Annotated in this window: 19 protein-coding genes; 11 read left to right on the top strand and 8 right to left on the bottom strand. The window is 40.9% G+C overall.

Annotated elements, in window-relative coordinates:
• The first annotated feature begins 2 nt into the window (after positions 1 to 2).
• Positions 3 to 125 (top strand): hypothetical protein, encoded by a 123-nt coding sequence (locus IQ246_RS30835; RefSeq protein ID WP_255515525.1) that lies wholly within the window; start codon positions 3 to 5, stop codon positions 123 to 125.
• On the opposite strand, the gene IQ246_RS31120 is transcribed toward IQ246_RS30835, so the two are convergent.
• The 3 genes from IQ246_RS31120 to IQ246_RS11075 form a co-directional block, all read right to left on the bottom strand.
• A complete protein-coding gene (locus IQ246_RS31120; protein ID WP_304952580.1) occupies positions 114 to 8453 on the bottom strand; it encodes a hypothetical protein in 8340 nt (2779 codons plus the stop codon). The two genes, IQ246_RS30835 and IQ246_RS31120, sit on opposite strands and share 12 nt — an antisense overlap.
• A 499-nt stretch (positions 8454 to 8952) precedes the next feature.
• Positions 8953 to 9861 (bottom strand): GNAT family N-acetyltransferase, encoded by a 909-nt coding sequence (locus IQ246_RS11080; RefSeq protein ID WP_194002912.1) that lies wholly within the window; start codon positions 9859 to 9861, stop codon positions 8953 to 8955.
• Between the two features lie 21 nt (positions 9862 to 9882).
• Positions 9883 to 10131, bottom strand: coding sequence for a hypothetical protein (locus IQ246_RS11075; protein ID WP_194002910.1), 249 nt, complete (start codon positions 10129 to 10131; stop codon positions 9883 to 9885).
• An 852-nt stretch (positions 10132 to 10983) separates the two neighbouring features.
• On the opposite strand from IQ246_RS11075, the gene IQ246_RS11070 reads away from it, so the two are divergent.
• The 3 genes from IQ246_RS11070 to IQ246_RS11060 all read left to right on the top strand — a co-directional run bounded on the left by IQ246_RS11070 (position 10984) and on the right by IQ246_RS11060 (position 14285).
• Positions 10984 to 11163, top strand: a complete 180-nt coding sequence (locus tag IQ246_RS11070) for a hypothetical protein (RefSeq protein ID WP_194002908.1) — start codon at positions 10984 to 10986, stop codon at positions 11161 to 11163.
• 224 nt (positions 11164 to 11387) lie between these two features.
• The gene (locus tag IQ246_RS11065) at positions 11388 to 12257 is read left to right on the top strand and encodes a substrate-binding domain-containing protein (protein WP_194002906.1); all 870 of its coding nucleotides are present in this window, start codon (positions 11388 to 11390) and stop codon (positions 12255 to 12257) included.
• A 12-nt stretch (positions 12258 to 12269) separates the two neighbouring features.
• Positions 12270 to 14285: an ATP-binding protein gene (locus tag IQ246_RS11060; RefSeq protein ID WP_194002904.1), complete on the top strand. Its 2016-nt coding sequence runs from the start codon at positions 12270 to 12272 to the stop codon at positions 14283 to 14285.
• A gap of 37 nt (positions 14286 to 14322) precedes the next feature.
• Here the strand turns inward: IQ246_RS11060 and IQ246_RS11055 are convergent, their stop codons facing one another.
• From IQ246_RS11055 to glpX, 4 genes are all read right to left on the bottom strand, one after another.
• On the bottom strand, positions 14323 to 14913 hold the full coding sequence (locus IQ246_RS11055; RefSeq protein WP_194002902.1) for a Uma2 family endonuclease: 591 nt from the start codon (positions 14911 to 14913) through the stop codon (positions 14323 to 14325).
• Positions 14914 to 14953: 40 nt separating this feature from the next.
• Positions 14954 to 15526 carry a metalloregulator ArsR/SmtB family transcription factor gene (locus IQ246_RS11050; protein ID WP_194002900.1) on the bottom strand — a complete coding sequence of 191 codons (573 nt, stop codon included), beginning with the start codon at positions 15524 to 15526 and terminating at the stop codon, positions 14954 to 14956.
• Positions 15527 to 15626: 100 nt separating this feature from the next.
• Positions 15627 to 16913, bottom strand: a complete 1287-nt coding sequence (locus IQ246_RS11045; RefSeq protein ID WP_194002898.1) for a glutamyl-tRNA reductase — start codon at positions 16911 to 16913, stop codon at positions 15627 to 15629.
• A 222-nt stretch (positions 16914 to 17135) separates the two neighbouring features.
• Complete coding sequence (gene glpX / locus IQ246_RS11040) at positions 17136 to 18173, bottom strand: class II fructose-bisphosphatase (RefSeq protein ID WP_194002896.1); 1038 nt, start codon at positions 18171 to 18173, stop codon at positions 17136 to 17138.
• A gap of 471 nt (positions 18174 to 18644) precedes the next feature.
• Between glpX and IQ246_RS11035 the strand changes: the two genes are divergently transcribed.
• The 4 genes from IQ246_RS11035 (at position 18645) to IQ246_RS11020 (ending at position 21208) form a co-directional block, all read left to right on the top strand.
• Positions 18645 to 19217 carry a DUF981 family protein gene (locus tag IQ246_RS11035; RefSeq protein WP_194002894.1) on the top strand — a complete coding sequence of 191 codons (573 nt, stop codon included), beginning with the start codon at positions 18645 to 18647 and terminating at the stop codon, positions 19215 to 19217.
• 55 nt (positions 19218 to 19272) lie between these two features.
• A complete protein-coding gene (gene grxC, locus IQ246_RS11030) occupies positions 19273 to 19587 on the top strand; it encodes a glutaredoxin 3 (RefSeq protein WP_194002892.1) in 315 nt (104 codons plus the stop codon).
• A gap of 253 nt (positions 19588 to 19840) precedes the next feature.
• Positions 19841 to 20326: a tRNA adenosine(34) deaminase TadA gene (gene tadA, locus IQ246_RS11025; RefSeq protein ID WP_194002890.1), complete on the top strand. Its 486-nt coding sequence runs from the start codon at positions 19841 to 19843 to the stop codon at positions 20324 to 20326.
• 111 nt (positions 20327 to 20437) lie between these two features.
• Positions 20438 to 21208, top strand: coding sequence for a 1-acyl-sn-glycerol-3-phosphate acyltransferase (locus tag IQ246_RS11020; RefSeq protein ID WP_194002888.1), 771 nt, complete (start codon positions 20438 to 20440; stop codon positions 21206 to 21208).
• A 154-nt stretch (positions 21209 to 21362) separates the two neighbouring features.
• Here the strand turns inward: IQ246_RS11020 and IQ246_RS11015 are convergent, their stop codons facing one another.
• Positions 21363 to 23465 (bottom strand): S8 family serine peptidase, encoded by a 2103-nt coding sequence (locus IQ246_RS11015; protein ID WP_194002886.1) that lies wholly within the window; start codon positions 23463 to 23465, stop codon positions 21363 to 21365.
• Between the two features lie 173 nt (positions 23466 to 23638).
• Here IQ246_RS11015 and IQ246_RS11010 point away from each other — a divergent pair, with 173 nt between their 5' ends.
• From IQ246_RS11010 to grxD, 3 genes are all read left to right on the top strand, one after another.
• The gene (locus tag IQ246_RS11010) at positions 23639 to 24253 is read left to right on the top strand and encodes a hypothetical protein (protein WP_194002948.1); all 615 of its coding nucleotides are present in this window, start codon (positions 23639 to 23641) and stop codon (positions 24251 to 24253) included.
• Positions 24254 to 24473: 220 nt separating this feature from the next.
• Positions 24474 to 24731: a BolA family protein gene (locus IQ246_RS11005; RefSeq protein ID WP_194002884.1), complete on the top strand. Its 258-nt coding sequence runs from the start codon at positions 24474 to 24476 to the stop codon at positions 24729 to 24731.
• Between the two features lie 95 nt (positions 24732 to 24826).
• Entirely contained in the window at positions 24827 to 25150 is a 324-nt protein-coding gene (gene grxD / locus IQ246_RS11000; RefSeq protein WP_194002882.1) for a Grx4 family monothiol glutaredoxin, read from the top strand.
• The last annotated feature ends 683 nt before the right edge of the window (positions 25151 to 25833 follow it).

Below are 25833 nucleotides of genomic sequence, written 5' to 3'. Positions count from 1 at the left end.
TCGTGAAATACAGAATTAATACCTATTCTATACATAGACTTTCCTTGGCCTTTGGTATTTTTGGTCAGGCGATCGCAGCGCTTGTGAGAAAGACGGATGCAGGTGGCTACCAGCTAACTGAATAAAAAATTAGTACCTAAAAGGTTGACATTCACATCAGTATCACTAAAGCCAGATGTGCCGGATAATTTAACTAATAACTCACCTGTACCAAAACCAGCATTGCCAATAGTACCATCACCCAAACGCAGTAAAGTACTAGTACCTAATGTTACTACATCAATATTCGTAATCCCTGTAAATTGAATTTGATCGCCACCGACACCACGCACAAACTGATAAAGAGTATCTGCACCATCACCGAAGGCATAGTTAACGATATCAACAACACCATCTTTATCACCTAGATAGAGTTTATCGTTGCCAGTACCACCGGTTAAGTAATCGCTACCAAAACCACCAACTAGAATATCATTACCAGTGCCACCAATCATTAAGTCATCGCCGATACCACCATCGAGGTAATCATTACCGTTTTTGGCATCAATATAGTCATTTTCTGCTGTTCCAACAAGGTTATTGTTATTATCATCGCCGTTAATAAAATTAGCAGTAACACTATTGTAATTAATAGCATTACTGAGAGATTGCCAATTCAGGTCGGAGATATTTTCAACAATAGTCTTAATTTCGGGATCGGATTTCCAGATTTCAACAACATTCTTTAGATTGCCAAGCCATTGTTCTAGTCCATTTTGCTCCAGTGCCAGAACTTGACCTGATTTAACACTATTGCTAATATCTTGCCAAGATAATTGGTTATTTTGTTGTAGCTGGATTTGGAAAGCCGTTTCATCTTTCCATAAATCAATAACTTGATTCGTAACGGCTAACCAATCCTGAGAATTATTACTTGCTTTAACTTGATTAACAAGATTATTGGTTTGTTGCAGTTTATCTTGCTGTTGGGGCGTTAAGGTCGTAGTCTCAGCCCAAATATTAATGATATTTTGTAGAGCCGTTCCCCAGGCGGGTACAGTATTAGCTTGAACGGCTTTGGCCAGATTTTGACCTGAACCAACACTCGCTTTGATGTTTGTCCAGTCAATATTATATTTATCTTTGAGAACCTCACGCAATTGACTATCTTTTTCCCAAATACTTAAAATTTCATCACTGGCTTGAATCCATTGCTCGGTTTGATTATCTGCGATCGCCTTGGCAATAATTTGACCCGATTGAGCAACTGCTTTTACCTGTGTCCAAGATAGACCAATACTTGACTCTAATTTTTGTTGGAAGGTTGTTTCTATGGTGCTTATCGTGTCTTGGATATTGGTTTGAATGGTCTCTCGACGATTTTTGGTATCTAAAGTGTTTTCCGCTTTGAAGATTCCTTCAACCTCACTCCAAATAACTTTGCCTGCATCGGTTGCTTTTTGACGCAGAATCGGATCATCTTTCCAAAGCTGATAAACATCTTTGATCCCATTTAGCCAATCTTGGTAGTTATTACTTTCCAAGGCTTGATCAATAATTTTGTCAGCTTTCCCGTAGGCTTTGTATAAAGCATCGCTGGCTTGACCAATTTTGTCGAGTTGATTCCAATTTAAGCCAATTAAACTTTCTAAGGATTGATTTAATGTTTGGTCAGTAACCCAGAAGTTGACCGTTTGTTTAAGAGCATCCCGCCAAGCGTCATAGGTTTTTTGATCAATGGCCGTATCAATTGTTTTGCCGATCGCCACGAGGTTTTTTAGTTCTTGCCAGTCTAAATTAGTTAAGGTTTTGACTTGATTTTGGAGAGTAGTATCTTTTTCCCAGAGAATTAAAATCTGATCGGCAGCCTTAAACCAACTGGTTGCATCACCACCTTCATCCGCTTGACGCAGGGCTTCATAGGTCGAACCAATACGGGTTAATTGTTCCCACTTGAGTCCGGTGGTGGTTTCAATTTTTTCTTGTAAGATGGCATCATTAACCCAAATATTCAGAGTCGTTTTGAGGGCATCTCCCCAATTAGTAAAATTGCCCTTCTCAATGGCAGTGGCGATCGCCTGGCCAGCATTAATAATTTGTTTGAACTCAGCCCAAGTAACCCCTGTAATTTCACGCAGTTTATTGCGTAAGGCTGTTGCATCTTCTGCCACGCCTAAAAGTTGATCTACCGCCGTAACCCAGCTGTCGGCATTGTTGATTTGTTGGGCGGTACTGATAATTTGCTTGACTTTTTGATTATCGAAGGATGTATCCTTTAAAGCCCAATCTAAGGTAGTTTTTAGCGCATCTACCCAAGCATTAATACTCCGTTGATCAACCGCTACTACAACGGTTTGTCCAATCGCCACTAACTGTTTAAATTCTGTCCATTCCAGATTGCTCGTGTCTTTGAGATGTTTCTGAAAGGCAGTGTTAGATTCCCAAGTAGTTAGGAAATCACCCGTTGCTTTCACCCAAGCTTCGGTATTGTCATTGCGAATGGCTGGAATCAGAATATCTCCTGTTTTAGCAATATCGGTTAAATCTTGCCAATCTAAACCGAACGCTGTAACTAACTTACTATTAAGTTCGTCATCAGTGACCCAAACCTTTGACAAATCATTGAGAGCGACAGAAATATCAGTAATATTTTTGGCTTTAATTGCCACTCGTAGGGTTTGGGAGGCATCAACAATCTTCTCAAACTCTGACCATTCTAGCCCTGTTAATGTTTTTAGAGCCGTTTGACCTTGATTGTCTATTTTTAGGGCAAAACCTTCATCAATGATTTTAACTGTTCCCCCAATAGCTTTAACCAGATCAATCCAATCTTTATTTGTAATGGCATTGTAGGCGTTACCACCTAAATCAATAATTTGATCGAGTTTTTGCCATTCTAAACCCGTTAAATCTTCTAATTTGGCTTTAGCGGCTTCTTCTAGTCCTAAACCAAAATTCTTGCTGATTGTTCCCAAAGACTGACCCAATGCCTGAATGCCTTGAAGAATATCGCCATCTTCGATCGCCTGAATACCTGCATGAACGACGGTGGAAATTTGGGAAGTGGTAATTAAAAAAGTTTTGAGATTGGAAACCTGGGATAAATCACTTAAATCAACACCATCAGCAGCGATCGCTCCAATACCCTGAATTGCGCCTAATAAAGTACCAATCGAATCTCCTCCTTTATAGGCAGCATAGGCAGTATTAAGAGACGTTTTGAGAGTATTAACGGTATTAGAAGACAGTCCAGCAATGTCTTTTAAACCATCAGCAAAAGATAAACCGACTTTGAAAATAACCGTTGACCAGTCTTTATTGTAGGCTGCTTGGACTATACTCAGGGTAGAGCTAATGGTCTTAAGAGTAGTAGCAATAGAGGAAATGGTGCTAACTGATACGCCTAAAACAGTTGCGTTAGCGGCGGCAGCTGTGGCGGCAGCACCAGATAATCCTGTTGTGGCAGCATTAACGGCTAAAGAGGCTCCGGCAGTGAGAACTGCGGCAACAGCACTAATAACCAACGTAACCGTGCCAAAAATCTCGTTAAAAGCTGCCTTTTCCCGTGCTTTGCGCTCTTCAATCCGTCCTGCAATAACTTGTTCGAGAATCTCTTTAGCTTGTTTCGCTAAGTCGCTGGACAGATCAACCGCTCCTTGAGCATAGCCAATTTCGTAGAGAATCTCTAGATTTTGGGCATTCAGCAGAGTTTTTTCTGAGTCTAAGACCGCCGATTTTTGGATTTCATCGTAGAGAACTTTAGTTGCACCTTGAAGATCGGTTTGTGATTGGGTTAACAGGTCTAAATAACGCTGTTCCTCCTGCTGAAGTTTAGCGACATCTGCCTTGAGTATATTGGACTGTTCAATCAGGGCATTGGCACTTTTGAGTAAATTGTCCTGAATGATCAGGATTTCTTTCCCTTGTAGGGCTGTGTGAATGTCCTGAATGGTATTATCTAAAAGGGTTTTGGTTGCTTCAGGTAAGCTAGGTTGTGTTTGTTTCAGGTCTTCAATCTCGGCTAAAATACCTGCCAATTGCCCTTTATAGTCCGCGAGTTGAATAATCTCTGCAATGGGATTGACCCCTAAATCGGAACGCAGATTATTGATTGCCGTTTGTAGTGCTTCTTCGGTTTTAAGTTGGTTTAGTTGTTCGAGTTTAACGATAGCAATCTGGCGATCGCGTTCGATATCGAGGCGTTGTTTATTGAGTTGGGCTGTAACAGCATCGTCAATTAAATATTGACGGTTTTTAGCAATCTCTTGTTCAAGTTGAGCCTGGGCTAAATTCAGTTGTTCGACGGATAGCAGTTGCACCTGGGTTTGTTCTGTCCAGTTTCGTAGTTGAGAAAGAGCATCAACTCGGAATTGAGCGATCGCCAGTTCTTCTTGTTTGGCGTTAATCTGGTCTTGATTATTACCTATACCTTGCTGAAGAAGGGCTAATTCTTGAGCAGCGAGGGTTTGTTGTTGTTGGAGAGCAGCCGCCTGACTTTCGGCTTGGGTACGTAGTTGGGTAAATTGAGTGACTTGCTGTTCGGCTTCGCTTTTGAGTTGCCGATATTTCAGCATTTCGCCGTAGTAATAGTTGGCTAGTTGAATGTCTTCAGGACGAGCAATACCACCGGAGCAACTACCGCCTTGATCAGTCGCCAGATCCTGATAGTCGCGGTGATAGAGTTCGGCAACAGTGGCAAAGTCGTTATAACTGGCAACTTCTAGCAGTTTAGCCGCTTCTTGGCTGCCGGCATCGTTGGCTTGTTTGAGGATACCGAGCAGTTGCGTTTGCAAATTGTTGAGTTCGAGTTGTTTTTGGGTAGCTTTGAGGGTATCGTTTTCTTTGAGTTCGGTAGACTGGAGCAGGTCTTGTAGGGTTTTTTGTTTATCTTTGATAGCACTGAGATATTTATCGTTTTGTAATAAGAGCGAGACTTGCACATCCTCGATCACCGCAGTTAAAGCGTTGCTGCTGGCTTCGGCTTTTTCAGCTAGTTTTTGGATTTCAGCCAGAGTCACGCGAGTATCAGTGAGGAGTTTTTCGAGATTACTGGTATCTTTATCAGGATTTTCTAGGTAGGCATCGAGAAGTTGATATTGGGTTTCGATGACTTTTTTCTGGGTTTCGAGGAGAGTTTGTTTTTGGGTGAAGGTGCTTTGTTCGGCACTGAGGACGATTTGTTTTTGGGTGAGGAGTTGGATGGATTCGTCTAGTAATACTTGCAGAGTGGTGACTGTTTGCGCGTCATTCTCAAGGTCGGGAATATGATCGCGTTGAGTTTTGAGTTCGGTGATCAGGGTTGCAACCTGAGTGATTTCGTCACCCAGGAGAGTGTTTTGTTGCTTTACCCACTCGTCAACATTATTGATTTCCTGTAGCAGGATTTGCCCCTGGCTTTGCAGTTCGGCGCGACGGGTAAAAACATCGGCGAGGGCAATTTGATAGTCATGCTGGCTGGTTTCGTATTCTGTCCATTCTTGGGTGACATTATTTTTGGCAATTTCTGCGTCTTGGATTGCCTGTTGCAGTTGACTTTGCAGAGTGGGCAGAAGTGTTTCCCAGTCGGCGATTTGTTGTTTTTTGTCGCCGTTGAGTTGGCGATTTGCGTCGAGTTGGTTGAGGAGGGCGATTAAATCAGCTTGAGTGAGGGCGGTTTGGTCAGCAACCGCACTGGCAGCTTGCCATTGAGTGAGGATGTCAGTGGCTGTGTTTTGGTTGGTGGTGTTGGTGGCGATGCCTTTGAGTAGGTTGGCAGATTGTTCCCGTAGGCTAACGGCTTGGTTGGTGTATGTATCCCAGATGATCCAATCATGATCAACGTGGGTGACAGTAATGGTTTTACTGCTTCCTGATTTGCCTTTTGCTTTGCGTTCTTCTGTCCAGGTGGGGCCAGCTTTGCGACTAAGTTGCCAATGGGTTGCAGCTTGTTGTTCATACCAATCGGCTTGGGAGAGGGCGGCGGCGGATTGAGCTTGTTTTTGGGTGATGTCTGCTTTCAGCCCTTCAATTTGTTGTTGAGATTGACTGATTTCTTTGTTGATTTGTGTTTGAAGTTTAGCAAGAGTTGTCGCTTGGTTGAGTTCGGGGAAATATTTTTTACGAAGAGTTTGTAGAGTCGTAGCTGTTTTGTCGCCTGCTTCGTACTCCTGTAAAAAATTTTGAACTTTGTCGGGATTTTTTTCCGTTTGTAAGGTTAGGTGTGCAATTTCTAATCGTAGATTTTCGAGAGCATTAATCTGACTTGAACCATTAAGAGTTCCTGTAATATTGCTCTCTTTTTGCTGAATGTATTTCTGTAAATAGGTTTCTATCCATTGCTCTTGCTGATCATTGGTTAAATCAATTTCAATGATTAATTTTTGAGTTTCATTGGTAATTTCTTTTGTCAATTCGTTAACAAGTAACGGACTTAACTGATTAAACCTTTCATCTAATGTAAATCGTTGCAATTCCAATTGTTGAAGAGATTGTAAAGCTGAGTTTTCATTGCTTTGTGCGATTTGCAACTCTTGCTTGAGGTCTGTAATCGCTTTTTCAATAACTACAATTTGCTTTTGAATTCTTGATGTTAATGTAACTATAGGGATACGACCGAAAGATATTTTAGTTTTCTTAGCCTTTTGATATTCTTCCATTTTTTTAGAATATTCTTCTTGACTTTTGGCTAATTGCTGTTCTTTTTGCTGACTAATGCTTAATTTTTCGTTATAATACGTCGATAAATTATGCCACTGCTGATTAAATATTACATACTCATTTTGTAAGGTAGCGAATTGTGTGTCCAAACTTCTTAACTGTGAAATATGAGTCAATTGCGTTGATAATAACTCTGTTTGTTCAACGGACTTCTTCTGAAGTTCAATATTTTCTCCCAAATCATCTACAGTTTTTGCTAAAGCATCCTGATACTTAACCTGAGCATCCTGAATGGCAATAGCTTCATCCAACTGAATCCCATTCAATACATAATCACTATATGGATCAGCTAAATTACCCTCAATATAACCAGCTATACCCTCAAAATTTGTTAAATTTAACTGGAATAAATTATTAACATCAACCGTAAATTGATGATTATCCTTGAGATTTTCTGCCCAAACATCACTTAACTCCGTTAACTGTTGGACAAACTGGGGAAGCAAAGCCACATAGCCCCCAATCGTATTTACCTGCACCGCATTATTTGTTGAAGTTTCTGCTGCAAGCTGACCATTCAGAGACTCCAAACGCCCCTGATTAACCTCTAAAGCTTCCAAAGCAAACAATTGATACTGTTGCTTTAACTTTTCTAACTTACCCTGCTCAAGACCTAATGTCTGAGTTAACCCATTTAAAATATCTGTAGATTGATTCGGTTGCGCTAAATTCTCCTGTAAACTCGTAATTTTTACCTGAACCTGAGTAATAGAATCCTGCAACAAATTCAAAGACAAATCCGTTGTTAATAACTCCTTATTATTTTCAACAAACGTATCTAAATCCTGTTGAGCAGACACCTTCTGTGTTTTAAATTGATCCAACTCAGACTGCACCTGAGTCACACGCTGAGTTGTACTATATACAAGCACCTTTTGACTCGGAATGTCGGCATCCTTTAACTGCATCAAATCCGTCTGTGACTGACTCAACTGCAAATCCAATAACGCCAAATCATTCCCACTTTGGTTACTCGCAAAAGACAACAGATTATTTTTAGCCTCTAGCTCATGGTAATAGAGCCAAACCTGATCCGTTTTACTATTTTTCGTTTCCTCTAAAACAGGCAAAGACTCCTTAAAACTATCTACTTGACCCAGAATACTAGCAGCCTGTTGATTAAATTGATTCGCCTGTTGCTGAAAAGAATCTCGCAGATTTACCTGCTCCGTATCCGTCACCCAGCCATATATATCGTCATGTCCTCCAGAGCGTTTCTTCTTCTCTCCCACCTTCACCCACTTCTGGACATACTGATTATGGTAATTAGCCTGCTCCTGAGACGTTTGAGCCTGCTGAACAAATGACTCATAACTGGCAACCAATGTCAAGCCATCAACAATCTGCTGTTGAAGTGCCACCACCTCAGTCTCAGTTATGGCAATATTCGCCTTAATAGCCTTAATTTCAGCTTTAATTTCCGTCTTCTTACTATCCCCATTTGCAGAAATTATCTGCTTACGATCCTGTAAACTCTGAATCGTAATTTCTAATTCATTCTGTTGCTTTTGTAAATTGGCTAGACGTACTTGCTCAATGTCCTGATTACTGAGCGCCAACGACAACTCATTTTCTATCTGTCCTAACTTACCTTCAACTGTATTAAGGTTACTGCTTAACTGTTGATGCGTCTCAAAGGCTGTTTCAATACTTTCTTTAACCTTTAGCTGGAGGGAAGAAATAGTTTCCCCATTGCTCAATAAACCTAATGCAGCTAAAGTATTGCTCAAATTATTGGAATTTTCAGTGAGTAAGTTGATTGCTAGTTTGGTATTCATGGCTAATTTTTGCTAACAGTTATAGGAAATAATTAGGTAAAAACAGATATATTTAGTTGCTAGATTTATTTGTCCTAAAATCAGGTTTTCATACCCCTAAAATCCTCTTTAAGAACCTATTTATCAAGTAAATATGATGTAGGATGTGTTACGGCTATGTAAGAGGTTGTTTGAAAAGTCTAAATTTATTACTAGCCTTGGCACAGGTGCGGCTACACAATCAAAACCCACCTGCGTGGGTTAAAAACCTTGATGAAAGTGTTAGTCCACGGAGGTGGACTTGGCTTGTGTAGTAGCGAATTATATTCGCCCAAAACTTTTCAAACATCCTCTAAATATTTAGGAGTTTGAGAGAGTCATGATTAGCCGTAACGCACCATATTTTTCGGTGCGTTAACCGTTGCTGTAACACACCCGACAATTTCAGGTTTACTTTAGTAAGTGATCTCTAGAATGGGAGGACTGATTATTTTGACAAAATGTCTATTGGCAAAACCTTTTATACAGCAAAGACATATTGACCTTCGCTGTCTCGTTTCAAGGCTAATTTGCCTTCTTGGTAGTCATAAATCGGTAAACAAAACTGGGGAATACCGTCCAATTCCTGAATTTCTCCTTTTTCATTGAGGGCTACAGGACACACAACTAACTCGCTACTTTCATCAAATATCCACTGCTGAGTTTGTGGATCTCGGATGGGAATCGGATAAATGGGTAGCCCCCGCGAACTCTTTAACCACTTTCCTGATTCATCAGTTAAAGGCTGGAGATAAACTGTTTCTCCCTTGACATTTTGAACCACTTTTTGCGTTTGGGGGTCTTTGAGCGGAATTCTCCCAGGATTAGGTACTGCAATCTCCAAGTCTTGATAGGAAGGGCGTAAATTTGGAAGATTATTGCCCGTAATGTCGTAATGTTTGGTGTATTGGATTGCTGCTTTCGTAAAACCAAAACGTTCCAATAGGGCATGAAGCCCCGTTTGTTCAATGGATATCAACAAATCTATATCTGTTACCTTCAGTTCTTCCGCTTTGGCGATCGCCGCTTCAATCAATAAATTAATAGTTGAAGGCTTGCGGTGAGCTTCTTGAACATACAACCCCAATACTGCTCCGACACGACGGGGTACGAAGGGATTTTCTAACATCTCTAAGGCTGAAAGCTGGGGAGGGGGGGTTTCATCATAGATATAGATAAAAAGAAATCCGACGATTTCTTCGGCATATTCCAATAAAAAGCCAAAAGACAACGGCTTTTTTAGCTGGTAAGTAACATAACGTTCATAGTCAAACTCTGTCTTCAGCCGCATGGAGGAATCAGCCTGCGATCGCGCCAGGGCAAATGCTTTCCATAAAGGAGCGATCGCGCTTGTATCAGCTAGGGTAGCAATTCGTTGAATGTATGACATAATTTTCGCTGTTTTCCGTACTTAAGTATGATCAAAATCAGGAAGACATACGGCTCGCAAAAAGGGGCTTGCTACTGTCACAGCCCAAGCAACTTTAAGAACTTCATCTTCCCTCTGCAACCTAGCCCTTGGCTGTGCAATCTTTGCCAAAAGACCACGCAAGTGATGAAACGGTAGCAATTTTAGCCTTACTCTGATGACTGTAAGTAAAAGCACAGCCTTAACCATAAGCAGGCGATCGCTTGATGTCAGACTGAAAAATTTACGCAACTATTTCATGAATTTGTCAAAAGCTACCTATAGATTTCATCAGCAATAATTGACGAAAATCGGGAAAAGTAGCTCGTTTGAATTGATTTATCCAGTATTCTTTCATACAACTATTTATTTATCACCCTTTCTAGTCCGTGTTAACTTCTTTACCCAATCTTAAATATATAAATTTTTGTAATATCTTATACATCATGCGATGAAGATCATATTGACTTTATCCTTTGCACAGATGTATTTTGTTCGCTGATTAAAAATTCTACATCTTCTGAAACTTTGTTTGTTTATTGACGAAAGCGCATTACTCTGTTGTCAAAAACGCAACTCCTTTTTGTGAAAGTGATAATTGTGTGATATCGTGTTGTGCTTAAAAATGCATAAGTTAATTTTATGTGTAAATTTAAGATATTTCTGCACAAGCAAATATCAAGTTTATACAAGCTTTATATAATGCTGTTAACTGTAAATAAACTGCTCATTACCTGTATGAGATGCTCAACCTCTAGCCAGTTGCGATGCCTAGGTTGTGCTGCGTCTACGTATAATGAAGCGCTGTATTAATTATGTAGAGCCTTGACTACAGCACTTAACGAGAGCAAATAACCTCCACGGTAACTGTAGAAGTGGAAAGTTTTGCCCTATCCCTCGTACAACTTCTTTGCTGTCCCTTCAGGTTGCTAACTCCATTGAAACTGCAACCCAAAGACATTGAATGCCAAATTGTCAAAATTGCTCAGGGTTTTCTCCCATACTCCGACTCCAGAAGCGTCAACAATTTCTCTTCCACAGCAGTAAGATAGGGACGATTCAGCTTACCCAACGACTGCAACAGATTTTTGACTGTCTCCTCAAGTGAGTCGGAATAGATTTGAACAATGCGATCGCAACCTTACAATACTCCCTGCCCGTTCTCCCAAAACCAGAGGAAATTCAATCGGTCGAGTTCAAGATCAGGCTCAAACGCAACGAACCAAGCATCCTGTTGTCAAGAAACAGTCAAAATCAACACCTGATAAACAAAAAGCCGCGTAAATTTTCTTAGGCTTTAGGCGTTTAATTCAGTTGGACTCAGTTTGAAAAATAACTGGGGTAATTTATGATGCCTAGATTTTTTGTTACGCGAGTAATTTACGCGAACACTTCTTTTTGTCCAAAGTCCAAGTCAAAGCCATAGTTACATTTCATAATTATTCGGGAATATTAAGCTATGAAAGCTTAGATCCGATATCGGGTTTTAGATATTTGGAAATTTACTTATGAAAAAGATTGCTGAATCAATGATCATTAGCATCCTCCTCCTTGGGCTTTGCAGTTGTAATTCAGTCAAATCGACTGAAATTAAAGATTCTATTCCAATTGTCAGCCCAGCTGATTCTCAAGCCAAAACGATCATCAAAATTGGTGGTTCAAGTTCAACAGTAACAGTTTTAAAAGTTTTAGCACAAGCGTATCAAGCCCAACATAAAACTGTCAAAGTTGAGTTTATTTCCCCTAGCCAATCTGAAGGAGCGATCGCAGCCCTCAAAAACGATATTATCGATATCGCTGGTAGTAGTCACCAGATCAAACCAGAAGAAAATGACGGTAAAATTCAATATCGTGAACTGGCACAAGATTTATTACTAGTTGCCACCAACAAAAGTGTTAAAGGTGTTAACAACCTCTCAACAAAGCAGTTAAAAGCAATTTATAAAGGTGACATTACAAATTGGCGAGAATTAGGCGGTGTTGATGCAGCCATTGTAGTGTTGGATAGACCCGAAGATGAGTCAGCGAAAAAGTTATTACGAAAATATTATCTAGGAGAAGAAAAGACCACAAATAAAGCTGTGATTTTGAACAAAGAGGGAGAATTAATCGAAACATTACAAAATACTCCTAATTCCATCGGCACTTTTTCTTTAGCATTTTCTCTGATCAATCAATTGCCTGTCAATCATCTTAATCTCAATGGTGTTGCTCCCAAAGCGCAAAACTTCGCTACTGGTCAATACCAAATGGTGCGTCATATAGGTATCCTCTGGGATAAAGCACCTTCAGCACCTACTCAAGGTTTTATTAATTTTATTCTGAGCAAAGAAGGTGAAAAATTACTCCAAAAAAATGGCTTTGTTCCTGCCAAATAAATTGAATATGTTATGCAAAAATTTTTCAGGGGTTTGAGACTTAGCCAAAAGATTGTTCTACCAATGCTTGCAGTTTGTATGAGCGTATTTATGCTGGGCTTAGTAGTGCTAGGAAATTGGTTTACCGATAGTTTGCAGCAGAATTTTCGCCAAGAAATTGTAAGTTTTGCTGAACGAGTTTATCAGGATTTTCGGTATGAACAGCAAACACTAGAAACTGAAATCGAACTGATTGCTAATCGAGATATACTGAATCAAGCTGTTAAAAAGCATGATCGAGGTTTGCTTTTGCAGATATTACTACCACTTAAATCTATTTTGAAATTGGATTGTATTAAGGTAGTTGATACTCAGAGTAATGTCCTCGTGGATTTACGAAACAACTCCTTGAGCCAAGCCAATATCTTAGATGAAGTAGTTACCAGAACTGCTAGTAGAGGAGCGCATTTAGTTGATTTGGTAGATGTAGAAGGTGAGGAACAAGTCCTCCAAGTGGTAACAAATGGGATTAAATCATCAGCAGGACTCTTAGGAGGAATCATCATTGGTCGTTTAGTAGATGATACTCTACTACAAAAAATTGCTAATGGTTCTTCTAAATACCTGATTTACCATAGACAAAATCGTGTAATTGCGACAACCTTGTTAGCAATAGCCAAGGGAGAAAATTGCCAATTTCCCTCTCCTGATTTGCCTGCTACACAAATCGCTATTGGCAACAAAAACTATTTAGCTAAAAGTATCGTATTTACAGGCGCAAGTCAGTCTTTAACAACCACAGTGTTATATCCTATCTCGCTGCTAGAAGTTGCTCAATGGAAGTTATGGGAGCATTTAGGAAGGTTGTTTTTATTGGGAAGCAGTATTGTAGCAGTTATTGGATTTTTAATTGCACGAACAATTACTCGTCACCTAAAAGCTGTTACACAAATCGCACAACGAGTCACCCAAGAATCTAACTTTGATCTCCAAGCTCCGGTAACAACTGAAGATGAAGTTGGGATTTTAGCTATTTCTTTTAACCAATTAATTCAACAGGTAAAGCGACTATTAGCAGAACAACATGAAGCGAACCAAAAACTAGAGGATTATAGCCAAGCGCTAGAACAAAAAGTAGAAGAACGGACGCAAGCACTGCGAAAAAAAAATATCGACCTGAAGCACATTTTACATGAACTCAGACGTACCCAGTCACAATTAATTCAAAACGAAAAAATGTCTTCTTTGGGACAGTTGGTTGCTGGCATTGCTCATGAAATTAACAACCCAGTTAATTTCATCTACGGCAATCTCAAGCATACTGATGATTATACTCAACAGTTATTGTGGTTACTTCAACTTTATCAAAAGTATTACCCCTACCCAGAACCAGAAATTCAAAATGCTCAACAAGAAGCTGATATTGAATATTTAACAGAAGATTTGCCTAAAATTTTGACCTCAATGAAGATTGGAGCCAATCGCATCCGTGAAATTGTTCTCAGTTTGCGAATCTTCTCTCGTTTGGACGAAGCGGAATTTAAAACAGCTGATTTGCATGAAGGGATTGAGAGTACCTTATTAATTCTACAACACCGTCTTAAATCCCAAAGCTTAGATGCAAAGCGGCTTGTCGATAGACATCGCCCTCAAATTACAGTAATAAAAGAGTACGGTGATATCCCTAAAATCCAGTGCTTTGCAGGACAATTGAATCAGGTATTTATGAACATCTTGGCAAATGCCATTGATGCTTTAGAAGAGGCTTTTCAAAACGGGCTTTGTCCAGAACTTATAATTCGTATTTCTTCAGCCCTGGTTAATGAAAATGCCGTTATTCATATTGCTGATAATGGAATAGGTATTCCAGAAGCAATCCAGTCACATTTATTTGATCCCTTTTTCACGACTAAACCTGTTGGTAAAGGTACTGGTATGGGATTATCAATTAGCTACCAAATTGTTGCTGAAAAACATGGTGGTTCGTTACGGTGCATTTCATCACCGGGACAGGGTACAGAGTTTGTAATTGCAATCCCGATTCGATAGATGATTTTGCACAATAGTTCTAGAAAATTGCTTTTTTTTAATCTTCGTTATTTTCTGCAAAATTGACTTGCTCATAAAGGTCGCGCAATTCAATTTCAAAATCAACCGTTTGCAGTGATAAAATTGCAGATTCATGTTCAAGTTCAGTAAATGACCATTGACTTTCCGCAGTTTTTACATACTGCATGACATGATACTGATATTGGTCAATTAAAATATATTCCTTGAATTCGGGAATAGAGCGATAATAAAGAAATTTATCACCTTGGTCATAATTTTTAGTCGATTTAGATAAAACTTCAGCAATTAACATCGGGTTCATAACCGTTGTTGTGCTAGTTCCTGTATAAATAGGTTGTCCCTCAATCACCATCACATCGGGATAGGTATGCTGCCGATAACGGGGTATCCACAAACGCACATCACCAATATAAACATCATAATTTTTGCCTCTCAAACCAAACTTCAAATAAGCATAAAAGTTGCCTGCAATTTTATTATGATTTGTAGTGCCACCTGTCATCGTTACAATTTTGCCATCACGGTATTCGCTTTTATATTCTGCCTTTTCTTCAATTTCTAAATACTCTTCAGGTGTGTAATATAATTTTTGTGTTTCTAACTGCATAAATATACGACCTATAATTGTGCGGTTGCTTATTCATCTTTCATACGTATGTTATACGCCAATAAGCCCCATTCTCTCGCTGCATTAACTGGCAAGCAATCAACTCCCGTCGCAGGGTGGCGCAGTCAGGATGGTAGCGCTTAAGAATGTCATTTACCAAGCGTTCAGGATAGTCTACTCCTACATCAAACTGGTTTGCTAACCATTTAAGAATAACTAGACGCTTTTTTCGACTAGCAGGAATTTCTTTGAGGCGTTGAGTATCGCCCTCGAAATAGTTTTTCAACACTTTGCTTTCCCAAGCCTCAGTATCCACATCTTCAATTAAAGATGCTATCTTCTCAGGTGTGAAAATTTCCTTACTGATGCTTTGCAATGCTTCGCTATCCAATTGATAGAGGCGACTATTACCGTCCGGGCGCATTGTCACCAAATTTAGCTCCTTAAGTTTTGCTAAATGATGAGATACCGTCGGTTCTTTGAGTTGCAGTAGCACCGCCAATTCTTCGACGCTGCACTCCTGATTTGCCAGGATACCTACAATCTTCAATCGGCTATCATCCGCTAATGCTTTGAAAAAGCGCAGTAAGATATTAAATTGCTCTGGTTGCATAACTAACTTCTAATTAGATAGATATCTAATTAGAAGTATATCTAATTTAAAAACTCAGATCCCCGACTTCTTTAAGAAGTCAGGGATCTTATAGTTCAGTTTAACTAAATTGCTCCCCTGCATCGAGGTTGAACAACATTTGCAGAGTTTGCATACAGCGCCTTCTAGCTTCCACATCTTGCTGCGATCGCAACTGTACCATCGGATCATGTAAAATTTTGTTAACAATTCCTCGTGTTAAAGCTTCGATCACCTCTTGATGTTTGTCAGCAAATTCTGAACCCAATCTTGACAAAGCTTTTTCTAATTCTTGTTCGCGGATAGTTTCGATTTTATTTCGCAAAGAGCTGATAGTAGTAACAGTTTCTAAACTGCGCCACCAAATATCAAAAGCTTCTACTTCTTCGTCTAAAAGTCGCTCTGCTTCTTGAGCCATCTTCCGGCGACTTTCGTAGTTTTGCGCCACTACGGCCTTCAAATCATCCACATTGAACGCCTGTACGTTTACTAGTTCATTCACATCACCATGAACATTACGTGGCACAGAGATATCAAATAACATCAGAGAGCGCTGAGGTTCTAAAACCATTTCCAACTTGGCACGGTCAAGTATCGGTTCTGTTGCTGAAGTACTTGTAAACACCAAATCGCTATCGGCAATTACGGTCATCATTTCCGATAGCAGATAAGTTTGGATAGGTTGTTCGGGAAAATGTTTAGCCAACTCCTGGGCACGTTCTTGAGAGCGATTTACAATGCTAATTTGCACAGCACCTTTAGAAAGCAAGTGTTGCACTAACAACCGTGACATTTTCCCAGCACCTAGAATTGCCACTCGGCAAGCTGCTAAATTTGCTACTTTTATTTGCGCTAACTCTACAGCTGCCGAACTGATAGAGACAGCGCCAGTACCAATACTAGTTTCAGTGCGAACCCGCTTACCAGCTGTCAGCGCTTGTTTAAATAATCGATTCAAAATGGTTTTTATACCGTTATATTGCTGTCCCAGTTTGTGAGTAGTTTTCACCTGAGCCAGAATTTGACCTTCTCCGAGTACCAGGCTATCCAAACCAGCTGCTACCCGCATAATATGCATTACTGCGTCATCATGCAGCAACATAAACAGATGTTGTCGTAGAGAAACCAGAGGTAGTTTGCTGTGTTCCGAAAGGAACTGAGTAACTTCTCGGATACCTTGGTCTGTTTCAGTAGTAACAATATAAATTTCCAGCCGATTACAAGTGCTAAGGATTGCGACTTCTTCAATATGAGGATAGCTGGTTAGATGAGCGATCGCGCTTTCAGTTTGTGGTTCTGGAATACTCAACTTTTCCCGGACTTCAACTGGGGCTGTTTTATGGCTTAACCCCACCACTGCTATATTCATTTGCTAAATCGTAGTTACTAGTTGGTAGTTGAAAATAGGGAATAGGGAATAGAGAATAGGGAATTGTTGATTGTTATAAGGAACAAACAACAATTAATTACTAACTACTAACTACTAACTACTGTATGGGTGAAGCATTTAGCTGACTATTTTTCGATTTGATGGAAAAATTTATTTCCAAATGCTTAGTCCCTATTTTTACCATTCCCCATTCCCCAAAAATTAGTTCAGTTGGAGAGTCTTCGGTTCGCCAAACATGTGGATTGTATCCACAAATCGAGCAGTTTTCGACTGGTTGGAAATTACCAAGCTTTCAGTTCTGGCTCCGCCTTTGAAGAAACGCACGCCTTGCATTAGATTACCAGTGGTGATTCCGCTGGCAGCGAACAAAATAGTTTCGCCAGATGCCAATTCATGAGCATCATAGACCTTATCAGGCTCATTGATATTCATAGACTTTAAACGATCAATGTTGGCTTGTTTGCTTTCTCCAATCAGACCTGTTTTCACGACTTCTGGATCGTAAATCAGTTGACCTTGGAAGTGTCCACCCAAAGCACGCATTGCTGCTGCGGAGATTACACCTTCAGGAGCAGCACCGATACCCATCAACGCGTGGATATTAGTTCCGGCAAAACCGCAGGATATGGCTGCACCTACATCACCATCTGAAATCAGTTGTACTCTCGCTCCAGCCTTACGGATTTCTTTAATTAAATCATTGTGGCGATCGCGCTTCATTACTACGATCACAAGTTCTTCAATAGAGCGCTCCAAACACTCAGAAAGAATCTTGAGATTTTCCGTTGCTGACTTGTTGATGTCTACCTTGCCCTTAGCTGCGGGAGGTGCTGCTAACTTCTTCATATAAAAGTCAGGAGCAGCAAATAATCCACCCTTTTCAGAAATTGCCAAGACAGCCATCGAACCAGGTTGTCCATAAGCTACCAAGTTCGTACCTTCACAGGGGTCAACAGCGATATCAATCTCGATTAATTCATCCGGGTTACAGAAGTTTTTGGCATCTGGTTGGGTACAGATACCGACTTCTTCTCCAATGTAAAGCATTGGAGCGTCATCGCGTTCGCCTTCTCCAATGACAATGCGACCGCGCATATAGATTTTATTCATCCGCTCCCGCATAGCCTCTACCGCTACCTGGTCAGCAGTATTTTTTTCGCCTTTACCCATCCACTTTGCGGATGCGATCGCTGCTTGCTCTACTACTTCAATAATTTCTAAACCAAGTGTATTTTCCACAGAGTCTGCCCCCTTAACTGCTGGTCTTCGCGTCTTTTTATCTGGCTATTTCAGTTTTCAAGTCTACCAAAGGGCGGATACACGTGGAGGAAAGTTAAGTTTTACTGCTAACTGGTTAAAAAAGTGCCAGTTGTGACATCCTTTTTCTGCTCATCTGATTTCAGCACATAGCATGAATAATAGGGCTGTACAGAGGCGATTAATCGCGTTTGTATAAGTGAGTATTAAGTACTACAGTAATCCGATTTAATTTGTGAATTGACTTGTAGAGACACCGAATGGGGGACAGGGGATAGGGAATGGGAAATGGGAAAAAAGGGAGTTAGAGGTGTACGCAGTTCTTTCAAAAATCAAATAGGAATCCTACTATAGGTGTTAAGTTTCTCTGTGGTTCTAAATAAGAGAGTCAACAAAGCTGGTAAGTTCAGTCAAAATATTAAACTAACCCAGAACGATATCAAGAGGTTAATCATGTTTATTGACTACATCACACTAATGTTGATCAATATGGTAGCCGGGTTAGTTTTACTGGCTGACTATGTGAATCGTGGAATAGATAGCCCTCACCAGAAACAATGGATTCCTGGATTTGGGATGACAGGTGCGATCGCATTCACAACTGGTTTACACATGATCTTCACCTGGCCAGTTACTGGTAGCTTTAATATTGCTTTTGGTGAAACAAGTGTTCTATTTGGAATTTTATTTGTTACAGCAGCGATCGCCCTTTCTCAAAGTTGGGATTTGCTGACAATCGCAATTTATGCTTTCTTCGCTGGACTGGTTGCGATCGTGGTAGGTATACGCATCATCAACTTGAACTTGACAAAGCAACCGCTTTTATCAGGAATCGGTTTTATTCTCACTGGGTTGGGTGGTGTCTGTGCTGCACCAACTCTCTATTGGAAAACGAGCCGAACTTGGCGGCTAATTGGTGCAGCTGTGCTGATAGTAGCCGCTCTAATTTGGGCATTAACTGGATATTTGGCTTACTGGAATCATTTAGAGGGTTTTGGAAAGTGGGTTCCAGCCCCAATGCGTTAACCAATGCCAGTAATGATCTAGGCTAGAGACAGATAAAATCGCTCTTAAGAAAAATATGCTGGACTTTCTTAATCCCCTCTTAAATCGCCATCCAGAGCGCGTTAAAGCCAACGTCGAAATTTATACTTGGCAAACCTGTCCTTACTGTATCCGCGCCAAAATGCTGCTGTGGTGGAAAGGTGTAAACTTCACCGAATACAAAATTGACGACAACGAAGCAGCCAGAGCTAAAATGGCAGAACGTGCTAACGGACGCCGTACTGTACCACAAATTTTCGTCAATCAGCAGCACATTGGCGGCTGTGATGACCTCTATCAGTTAGATACACAAGGACAACTCGACCCCATATTAGCCCAAGCCACTATCTAGACAATTAGCTCACTTTTACAGGCTTGATAAACTAGCCCCAGACTTTATTTTCAGTCTGCGGGCTATTTGGTTGCCCAAACTCAGTCTGACCCTAAATATATCGCAGTTCTCAATTGACTGCGATATATTCTCCCAAGGTCAGAATTCAGATACAACTCAGAGATTCAGAATATCTTTAACTCCTAACGGACGCCATTAATCGCGTTTTTACTCCTAGCTCCTATTTTCTCTGCCAGGATATTTCACTCATACTATGTTACCTGAATACACAGAATATCTTATACATAGAAAATGGATGAGTCGTGCCCTGGAACTGGCACAAACAGCAGGTGATGCGGGTGAAGTTCCTGTTGGTGCTGTTATTATTAATTCAACTGGATATTTGCTTGCTGAAGGAGAAAACAGAAAAGAACGCGACAATGACCCCACGGCTCATGCTGAAATTATTGCTATTAAGACAGCTGCTACAACTTTACAAAATTGGCGTCTTAATGAATGCACCCTCTACGTAACTCTAGAACCTTGCCCAATGTGTGCAGGCGCTATTGTGCAGGCGCGTCTAGGATTGCTTGTATATGGAGTGGACGATCCAAAAACTGGTTCAATTCGTACAGTTACTAATATTCCTGACAGCGCCGCTTCTAATCACCGCCTACAGGTAATTGGAGGCATTTCAGAGTCAGCTTGTCGTCAGCAATTGCAAGCCTGGTTTGCTACTAGAAGGCATAAGAAAAATTAAGGACAGAGGCAAAACTGTCCAGTTGGTACGACACAATTCATGCAAGAAAATCTACGGTGTAACTAATCAGGCTTTTCGTTAAATCTTACCCGTCAATCAGCTGCCACCGTCATGATGGAATTTCACTCTTCATCCGATATTTGCCAGTACACACCAGCGAAGACTCCAGAAAATCCTCAGGTGGCTCCTACTACCTCAAGGGTTTCTCCTTGGTTAAGTCCTCTGGCGTATTTATTGGGGCGTCACTTCCTACTACCATTATTCTTTGGCCGGATTAGCATAACCGGACGAAAAAACATTCCCACAACTGGCCCTGTTATTCTTGCTCCTACCCATCGGGCGCGTTGGGATGCATTGCTTGTACCTTATGCTGCTACTGATTGTTTAACAGCAAAGGACTTGCGGTTCATGGTGACTATTACTGAATGCCAAGGATTGCAAGGCTGGTTTGTCCGACGCTTGGGGGGATTTCCTGTAGATATTCAACACCCATCAATCCGTACCCTGCGACACGGAGTTGAACTACTTCAGCAAAAAAAAGCCTTGGTGATTTTTCCAGAAGGCGGGATTTATCGTAATGGGAAAGTTCACCCTTTGAAGCCGGGAATTGCTCGTCTTGCTTTAAGTGCTGAGTCTAGTCATTCAGGACTAGGAGTAAAAATTATACCCATCAGCATTAACTACAGCCAACCATATCCTAATTGGGGTACAGATGTGAACATTCACATTGGTTCAGCAATAGAAGTAGCAGATTACGTCAATGGCTCCATTAAACAAAATGCTAAATACCTCACGGCTGATTTAGCAAAGGGGCTGCAACAATTAAGTCATCAAGAATCAGAAATTACCAGTCATCAGACAGTGCTGAGTAATGAGTGCTGAGTGCTGAGCAATCAGTATCTAAAGAAAAACGGATTTTTGGTATGAAGCTATCGAATTTATTTGTGGATAAAAAAGTATTTGCAGAAATGCCTAATTTTTAACTTTTCCTTAGCAAAGGACAAATGACAAATGACTAATGACTAATGACTAATGACTAAATACCCAAAGTTAATTTCCAAGTATTTAGTTTTCCTACATCTTGTGGTACATAGTCGATTACCCACAATTGCCAACTTCCTTTAGCTGGTAAGGATAGTAGCTGCTTGAGGGCTGGGTGTGATCGCACGGTGTAAGTTGTTTGTAAACTAGTACGGCGGCCTAATGTGCGACTTTGCAATAAGACTTGCTGATTATTAGGGGCAATTAAATAAATTTCTAAATCGCCTAAAAAATCGTGGTTAAGGTTAATTGTTACCTGAATATCCCTAACTGAGCCAGCTTCAGAAATTGCGATCGCACTTTTTACCCCTTGTTGGTGATTATCTGGAATTGCTATTTGGTTATCATTAACTCCCTGTACTTGTCTGCTAGCATTTGATGCAGACGCAAGCTGCTGTTGCGCTGCTTGCACTGCCTTAACTGCATTCACTTTGCCATAACCAAACCACTGGCAATGACCATTACCATCGTAAGTCCCTTCACGCAAACCCAGTTGCGGGTCAGGGTCAGGGTCAACAATTTTATCAGCGGTTTCTTGGAGGATACGTTTGACTTGTTGAGCGGTTAAGTCAGAGTTTGCTGACAAAATTAGGGCTGCCACGCCCGCAACTACAGGAGTAGCACTAGAAGTACCGCCGAAGTTGTCGGTAAAGTTACTTGGATCGTAGCCAGCGGCTCCCAGTTGGTCAGTAGTAAACACTCCTAGCCCAGAAAGCGAAGTGGCGATCGCTGGTTGTGTATAAACAAAACCCGTTTCCTGAAATGATATACCTGGGGGAGCATTGTTACTAGGAGCACATACTGAGATATTAGTGCCCCAATTACTGTAAGCAGCTTTTTTGCTCAAGCTAGTGGAGGCAGCAATAGCCATCACATCTGGATGTACCGTAAAACCACTTAACCAGCTTGTATTACCTTCTAAAATATTCTTCGGCCAATTCCGTTCATTCACAGTACCACTAACTGGGCGGTTGGCATTTCCCGCAGCAAATAAAATCACACAACCTTTACCATTGCGCCCTTTGGTTGCGGCGCGGGTAATAGCAGCGCGTTGACGCAAAGACAAGGGAAAATAAACAGCAGATGCTCCCCAACTGCAAGAAATTACACTAGCTCCCTTTTCGATTGCCCAGTTAAATATATTCTCAATGGATTCATCATCCAAAAACCCCGTGCTGCGAATCGGCATCAAAGCACAACCAGGAGCAACTCCTACAATTCCCGTACCATTTTCTTCAGCAAGCGCTATTCCCGCACAGGCGGTACCGTGACTAGTTTCCTGTTCATCAGGTAAGGGTAAAAAGTCATTTTCCTTCAAGTCTCTAGGGGCGACTATTTTCCCATTACCTTGAAAATCTGGATGGTTCAAATCAAAAGAATCATCCACAACAGCCACAATCACAGAACGTAAACCGCGAGTGATATCCCAAGCTTTTTCTACAGAAATATGAGAACCCACTACCAACTGTTTACCGCCGTTGTGGTTGAGATACCATTGCTGAGGATAGAGGGAATCACTGGGTTTGTAATGGGTTTCACTTTGCACCAAAATGTTAGGTTCAGCAGCTAAAACTTCTGTGAATCTTTGCAACTGGTTGGTGATTTTGATGGGATTTTCTACTGCTTGTTTGCTGATGAGAAACACGAAAGCATTAGGAAGACCAAGAATTGGTTTTTCCTGGGCTAAGCCAAATGTAGTAGCGATCGCATTAATACTGTCAGTGTCTGCCGCTGAGGTAAATTGAATCGTAATTTGGTCATTGAGATAAACGAAAGTCCCAGGATTATCCTTGATTTTGTAAACGTGGCTAGCAAAGGCAATATTTTGGGCGGCGCGTGCTTGGGACATCGCCATGTCTAATTGATTGGGTGCAACTGTGAATAGTTCTAGCCGTGCTTGGGGAATACTGCGCTGCCAAATACCCCAACTAACCTGGGATAATTGTTGGGGAGGAAAATCGGTAGCCAGACGGACGGTGAAGCGGTCTAAAACCTTTTCTAAAATCAACTCTTCACCACCGCGTTGTAAAACTACCCCCAAGCTGCTTGCTGGTACACCTATGGTTGGAAAATCAGAGGAATTGACGCGATCGCTCATAGGGACGATTTTAGTTAATTAGTATACACAGGCAATGGGAACTCTATGAAACCGACTTTCAGTCTAAATCAGAGAAACTTAGGATGTGGCTTTGCTTTGTTCAAGACAAAAACAGAGGTAAGATACCCGAAGTTTCCATACCTTTCTATATAGTTGTCACACTAATTGACCCCATGAACTTTGCTGCCATTCCCTTGATGCGCTTCACTGCCTTGTCAGTTATAGCAATTCTCAGCCTACTATCATCATCAGTTAATGCTCAGGTACCACAGTTGCCAGGCACTACCGGACAACCACAACCCATTGACCCCAACGCTCCTAATAACCTCCGTCCCATAACCCAAAATAACAGCCTTTTGAGCATTGAAGGGGGCGATCGCCTCATGAAAGATGCAGAACAAGCTGTTTCTGCCCAAAATTATCCTTTAGCTGCGAAAAAGCTTCAAGAAGCACGTCAGGTTTATAATCAGCTATCTAATTTTTATCAAGAGTTAAACTCCAGCTTTTCTGGAATTGACAATAGAGTTTCTGATTCTCAACGTCAAAAGGCCTTATCAACCGCTCAAAAGCGAGATGAAGCCACTTATCAGCTAGCATTGGTACATCGGGCGCAAAATCAACCGGAATTAGCCGTGCCATTGCTAATTCAAATTGTTAAGAGTCAGAACCCAACGCGGGATTTAGGTAAGAAAGCTTACCAACAACTATTGGAGTTAGGTTTTGTTGATGCTCCTTACCCCAGACAAGGCGGTAGTTCATCTTCCTCAACCCCAAAAAAAGCAAATTAAATTCCTGTTGGTTCTTTCTCCTCTCCTCCATCTTTTTAAGCGTAGCTTTGGACTAACCCAATGCTAGGATAGGGTTATCCCCCACAAGGTAAACCCAGCGTTCTCAAAATATCCGCGTTCAAAGCGCGTTTATCCTCAGCCTTGCCAAAACCTGAAGTTAGCAAAGGTATCTGCTCTATATCTGTTAATAATAGAAAAGTAAGTTTTTTCAGGAATTGCGATGATTAGTCCGCAGCAGGTTGAGGCAATGATCAAGGCGGAACTGCCAGACGCACAGGTTCAAGTGCAAGACTTGACTGGTGGCGGTGACCACTATCAGGTAACAGTAGTTTCATCGCACTTTGCAGGTAAGGGACTAGTGCAACAGCATCAGTTAGTTTATGGTGCGTTGGGGCAAGCTATGTCAACCGAAGCGATACATGCTTTGGCTGTAAAAACGTATACACCTGAAGCTTGGCAAGCAACAGCTGCTTTGTAAAATTAAGAGTTAAGAGTTATGAATTGTTAACTCCTCACTCCGCAACGCAGTGGCTCACCTCACTCTATTAATGCAGAATAGGAAACAGAAAAATCATGACACCAGAACTCAAAGAAAAAATTGACAACTTGTTACAACAAAATAAGATCATGGTTTTCATGAAGGGAAACAAGTTGATGCCCCAATGTGGATTCTCCAACAATGTTGTGCAGATTCTCAATACTTTGGGAGTCCCCTTCGAGACGGTTGACGTTCTCTCCGACTCTGAGATTCGTCAGGGAATCAAAGAATATTCTAACTGGCCGACAATTCCCCAGGTGTATATTGATGGTCAATTTGTTGGCGGTTCAGACATCTTGATTGAACTGTACCAAAAAGGCGAATTGCAGCAATTGGTGGAAGTTGCGCTAGCTTCATGACACTCTTTTTGTAGCAAACTAGAGCCTATGCTGGCGACTTTTTTTGTTCTAGTTCCAATTGCGTGAAACATAGTTCTTTAGTAGGGGCACAACCATGTTCCCCACCGCATATTATCTCGTTCCCAGTCGTAGACTGGGAATGCTCATTTAGAGGCTCCCGCCTCTCTTCCTCGTGGTAGAGCCTATACATCTGGCATTTATTTTAGGTTTCTGTTTAGAAATGAGATTTTAGTTTAGTGGGACAGCAATTAACTGTCATTGTGCTCCTAACTCGTGTTGCATTCAAACAGATAAACCGCGCCTCATAGATTGCAGCAATTGTAAAGTTTAGATCAATATACCAATCATTAAAAAAAATTAACTATACCTCATAAATTTAGTCAAAGTATTGAGATAGATAGATTTTGGTGATTTCTTTGAAAGAATATTAAAAACAGCAATGTATTTACTTCATAAAGAACATACTTAGACGTTGCTTTTTCTTTATATCTACTGGCAGTATTTAATTGGAAAAATACTTGTGTGACCAATGTTAAGTAAACTATCCTGGAAAAAATTATAAGAACGGCAGGGTGAAAACCCTTGAGGAACAGGCGCACCGCGCCGTATTCCGTACTTCAGGCAAGGGATGAAAGCCGCCTGAGAAGGCTTTAGCCTTCCGTGAGGTTATGTTTTTGTGGTTC

It is taken from the genome of aff. Roholtiella sp. LEGE 12411 (assembly GCF_015206995.1).
Lineage (GTDB): Bacteria > Cyanobacteriota > Cyanobacteriia > Cyanobacteriales > Nostocaceae > Komarekiella.
Note: the sequence above shows the minus strand (reverse complement) of the source record. Positions and strands in the feature narration are given on the sequence as shown.

Bases quoted from the DNA above. Each gene is read 5' to 3' on its own strand.
- grxD (WP_194002882.1), top strand. From the start codon at position 24,827: ATGACACCAGAACTCAAAGAAAAAATTGACAACTTGTTACAACAAAAT.
- IQ246_RS11015 (WP_194002886.1), bottom strand. From the start codon at position 23,465: ATGAGCGATCGCGTCAATTCCTCTGATTTTCCAACCATAGGTGTACCA.
- IQ246_RS11080 (WP_194002912.1), bottom strand. From the start codon at position 9,861: ATGTCATACATTCAACGAATTGCTACCCTAGCTGATACAAGCGCGATC.
- IQ246_RS11020 (WP_194002888.1), top strand. From the start codon at position 20,438: ATGATGGAATTTCACTCTTCATCCGATATTTGCCAGTACACACCAGCG.
- IQ246_RS11065 (WP_194002906.1), top strand. From the start codon at position 11,388: ATGAAAAAGATTGCTGAATCAATGATCATTAGCATCCTCCTCCTTGGG.
- IQ246_RS31120 (WP_304952580.1), bottom strand. From the start codon at position 8,453: ATGAATACCAAACTAGCAATCAACTTACTCACTGAAAATTCCAATAAT.
- IQ246_RS11045 (WP_194002898.1), bottom strand. From the start codon at position 16,913: ATGAATATAGCAGTGGTGGGGTTAAGCCATAAAACAGCCCCAGTTGAA.
- IQ246_RS11050 (WP_194002900.1), bottom strand. From the start codon at position 15,526: ATGCAACCAGAGCAATTTAATATCTTACTGCGCTTTTTCAAAGCATTA.
- tadA (WP_194002890.1), top strand. From the start codon at position 19,841: ATGTTACCTGAATACACAGAATATCTTATACATAGAAAATGGATGAGT.
- grxC (WP_194002892.1), top strand. From the start codon at position 19,273: ATGCTGGACTTTCTTAATCCCCTCTTAAATCGCCATCCAGAGCGCGTT.
- IQ246_RS11060 (WP_194002904.1), top strand. From the start codon at position 12,270: ATGCAAAAATTTTTCAGGGGTTTGAGACTTAGCCAAAAGATTGTTCTA.
- IQ246_RS11010 (WP_194002948.1), top strand. From the start codon at position 23,639: ATGAACTTTGCTGCCATTCCCTTGATGCGCTTCACTGCCTTGTCAGTT.
- IQ246_RS11055 (WP_194002902.1), bottom strand. From the start codon at position 14,913: ATGCAGTTAGAAACACAAAAATTATATTACACACCTGAAGAGTATTTA.
- IQ246_RS11005 (WP_194002884.1), top strand. From the start codon at position 24,474: ATGATTAGTCCGCAGCAGGTTGAGGCAATGATCAAGGCGGAACTGCCA.
- IQ246_RS11035 (WP_194002894.1), top strand. From the start codon at position 18,645: ATGTTTATTGACTACATCACACTAATGTTGATCAATATGGTAGCCGGG.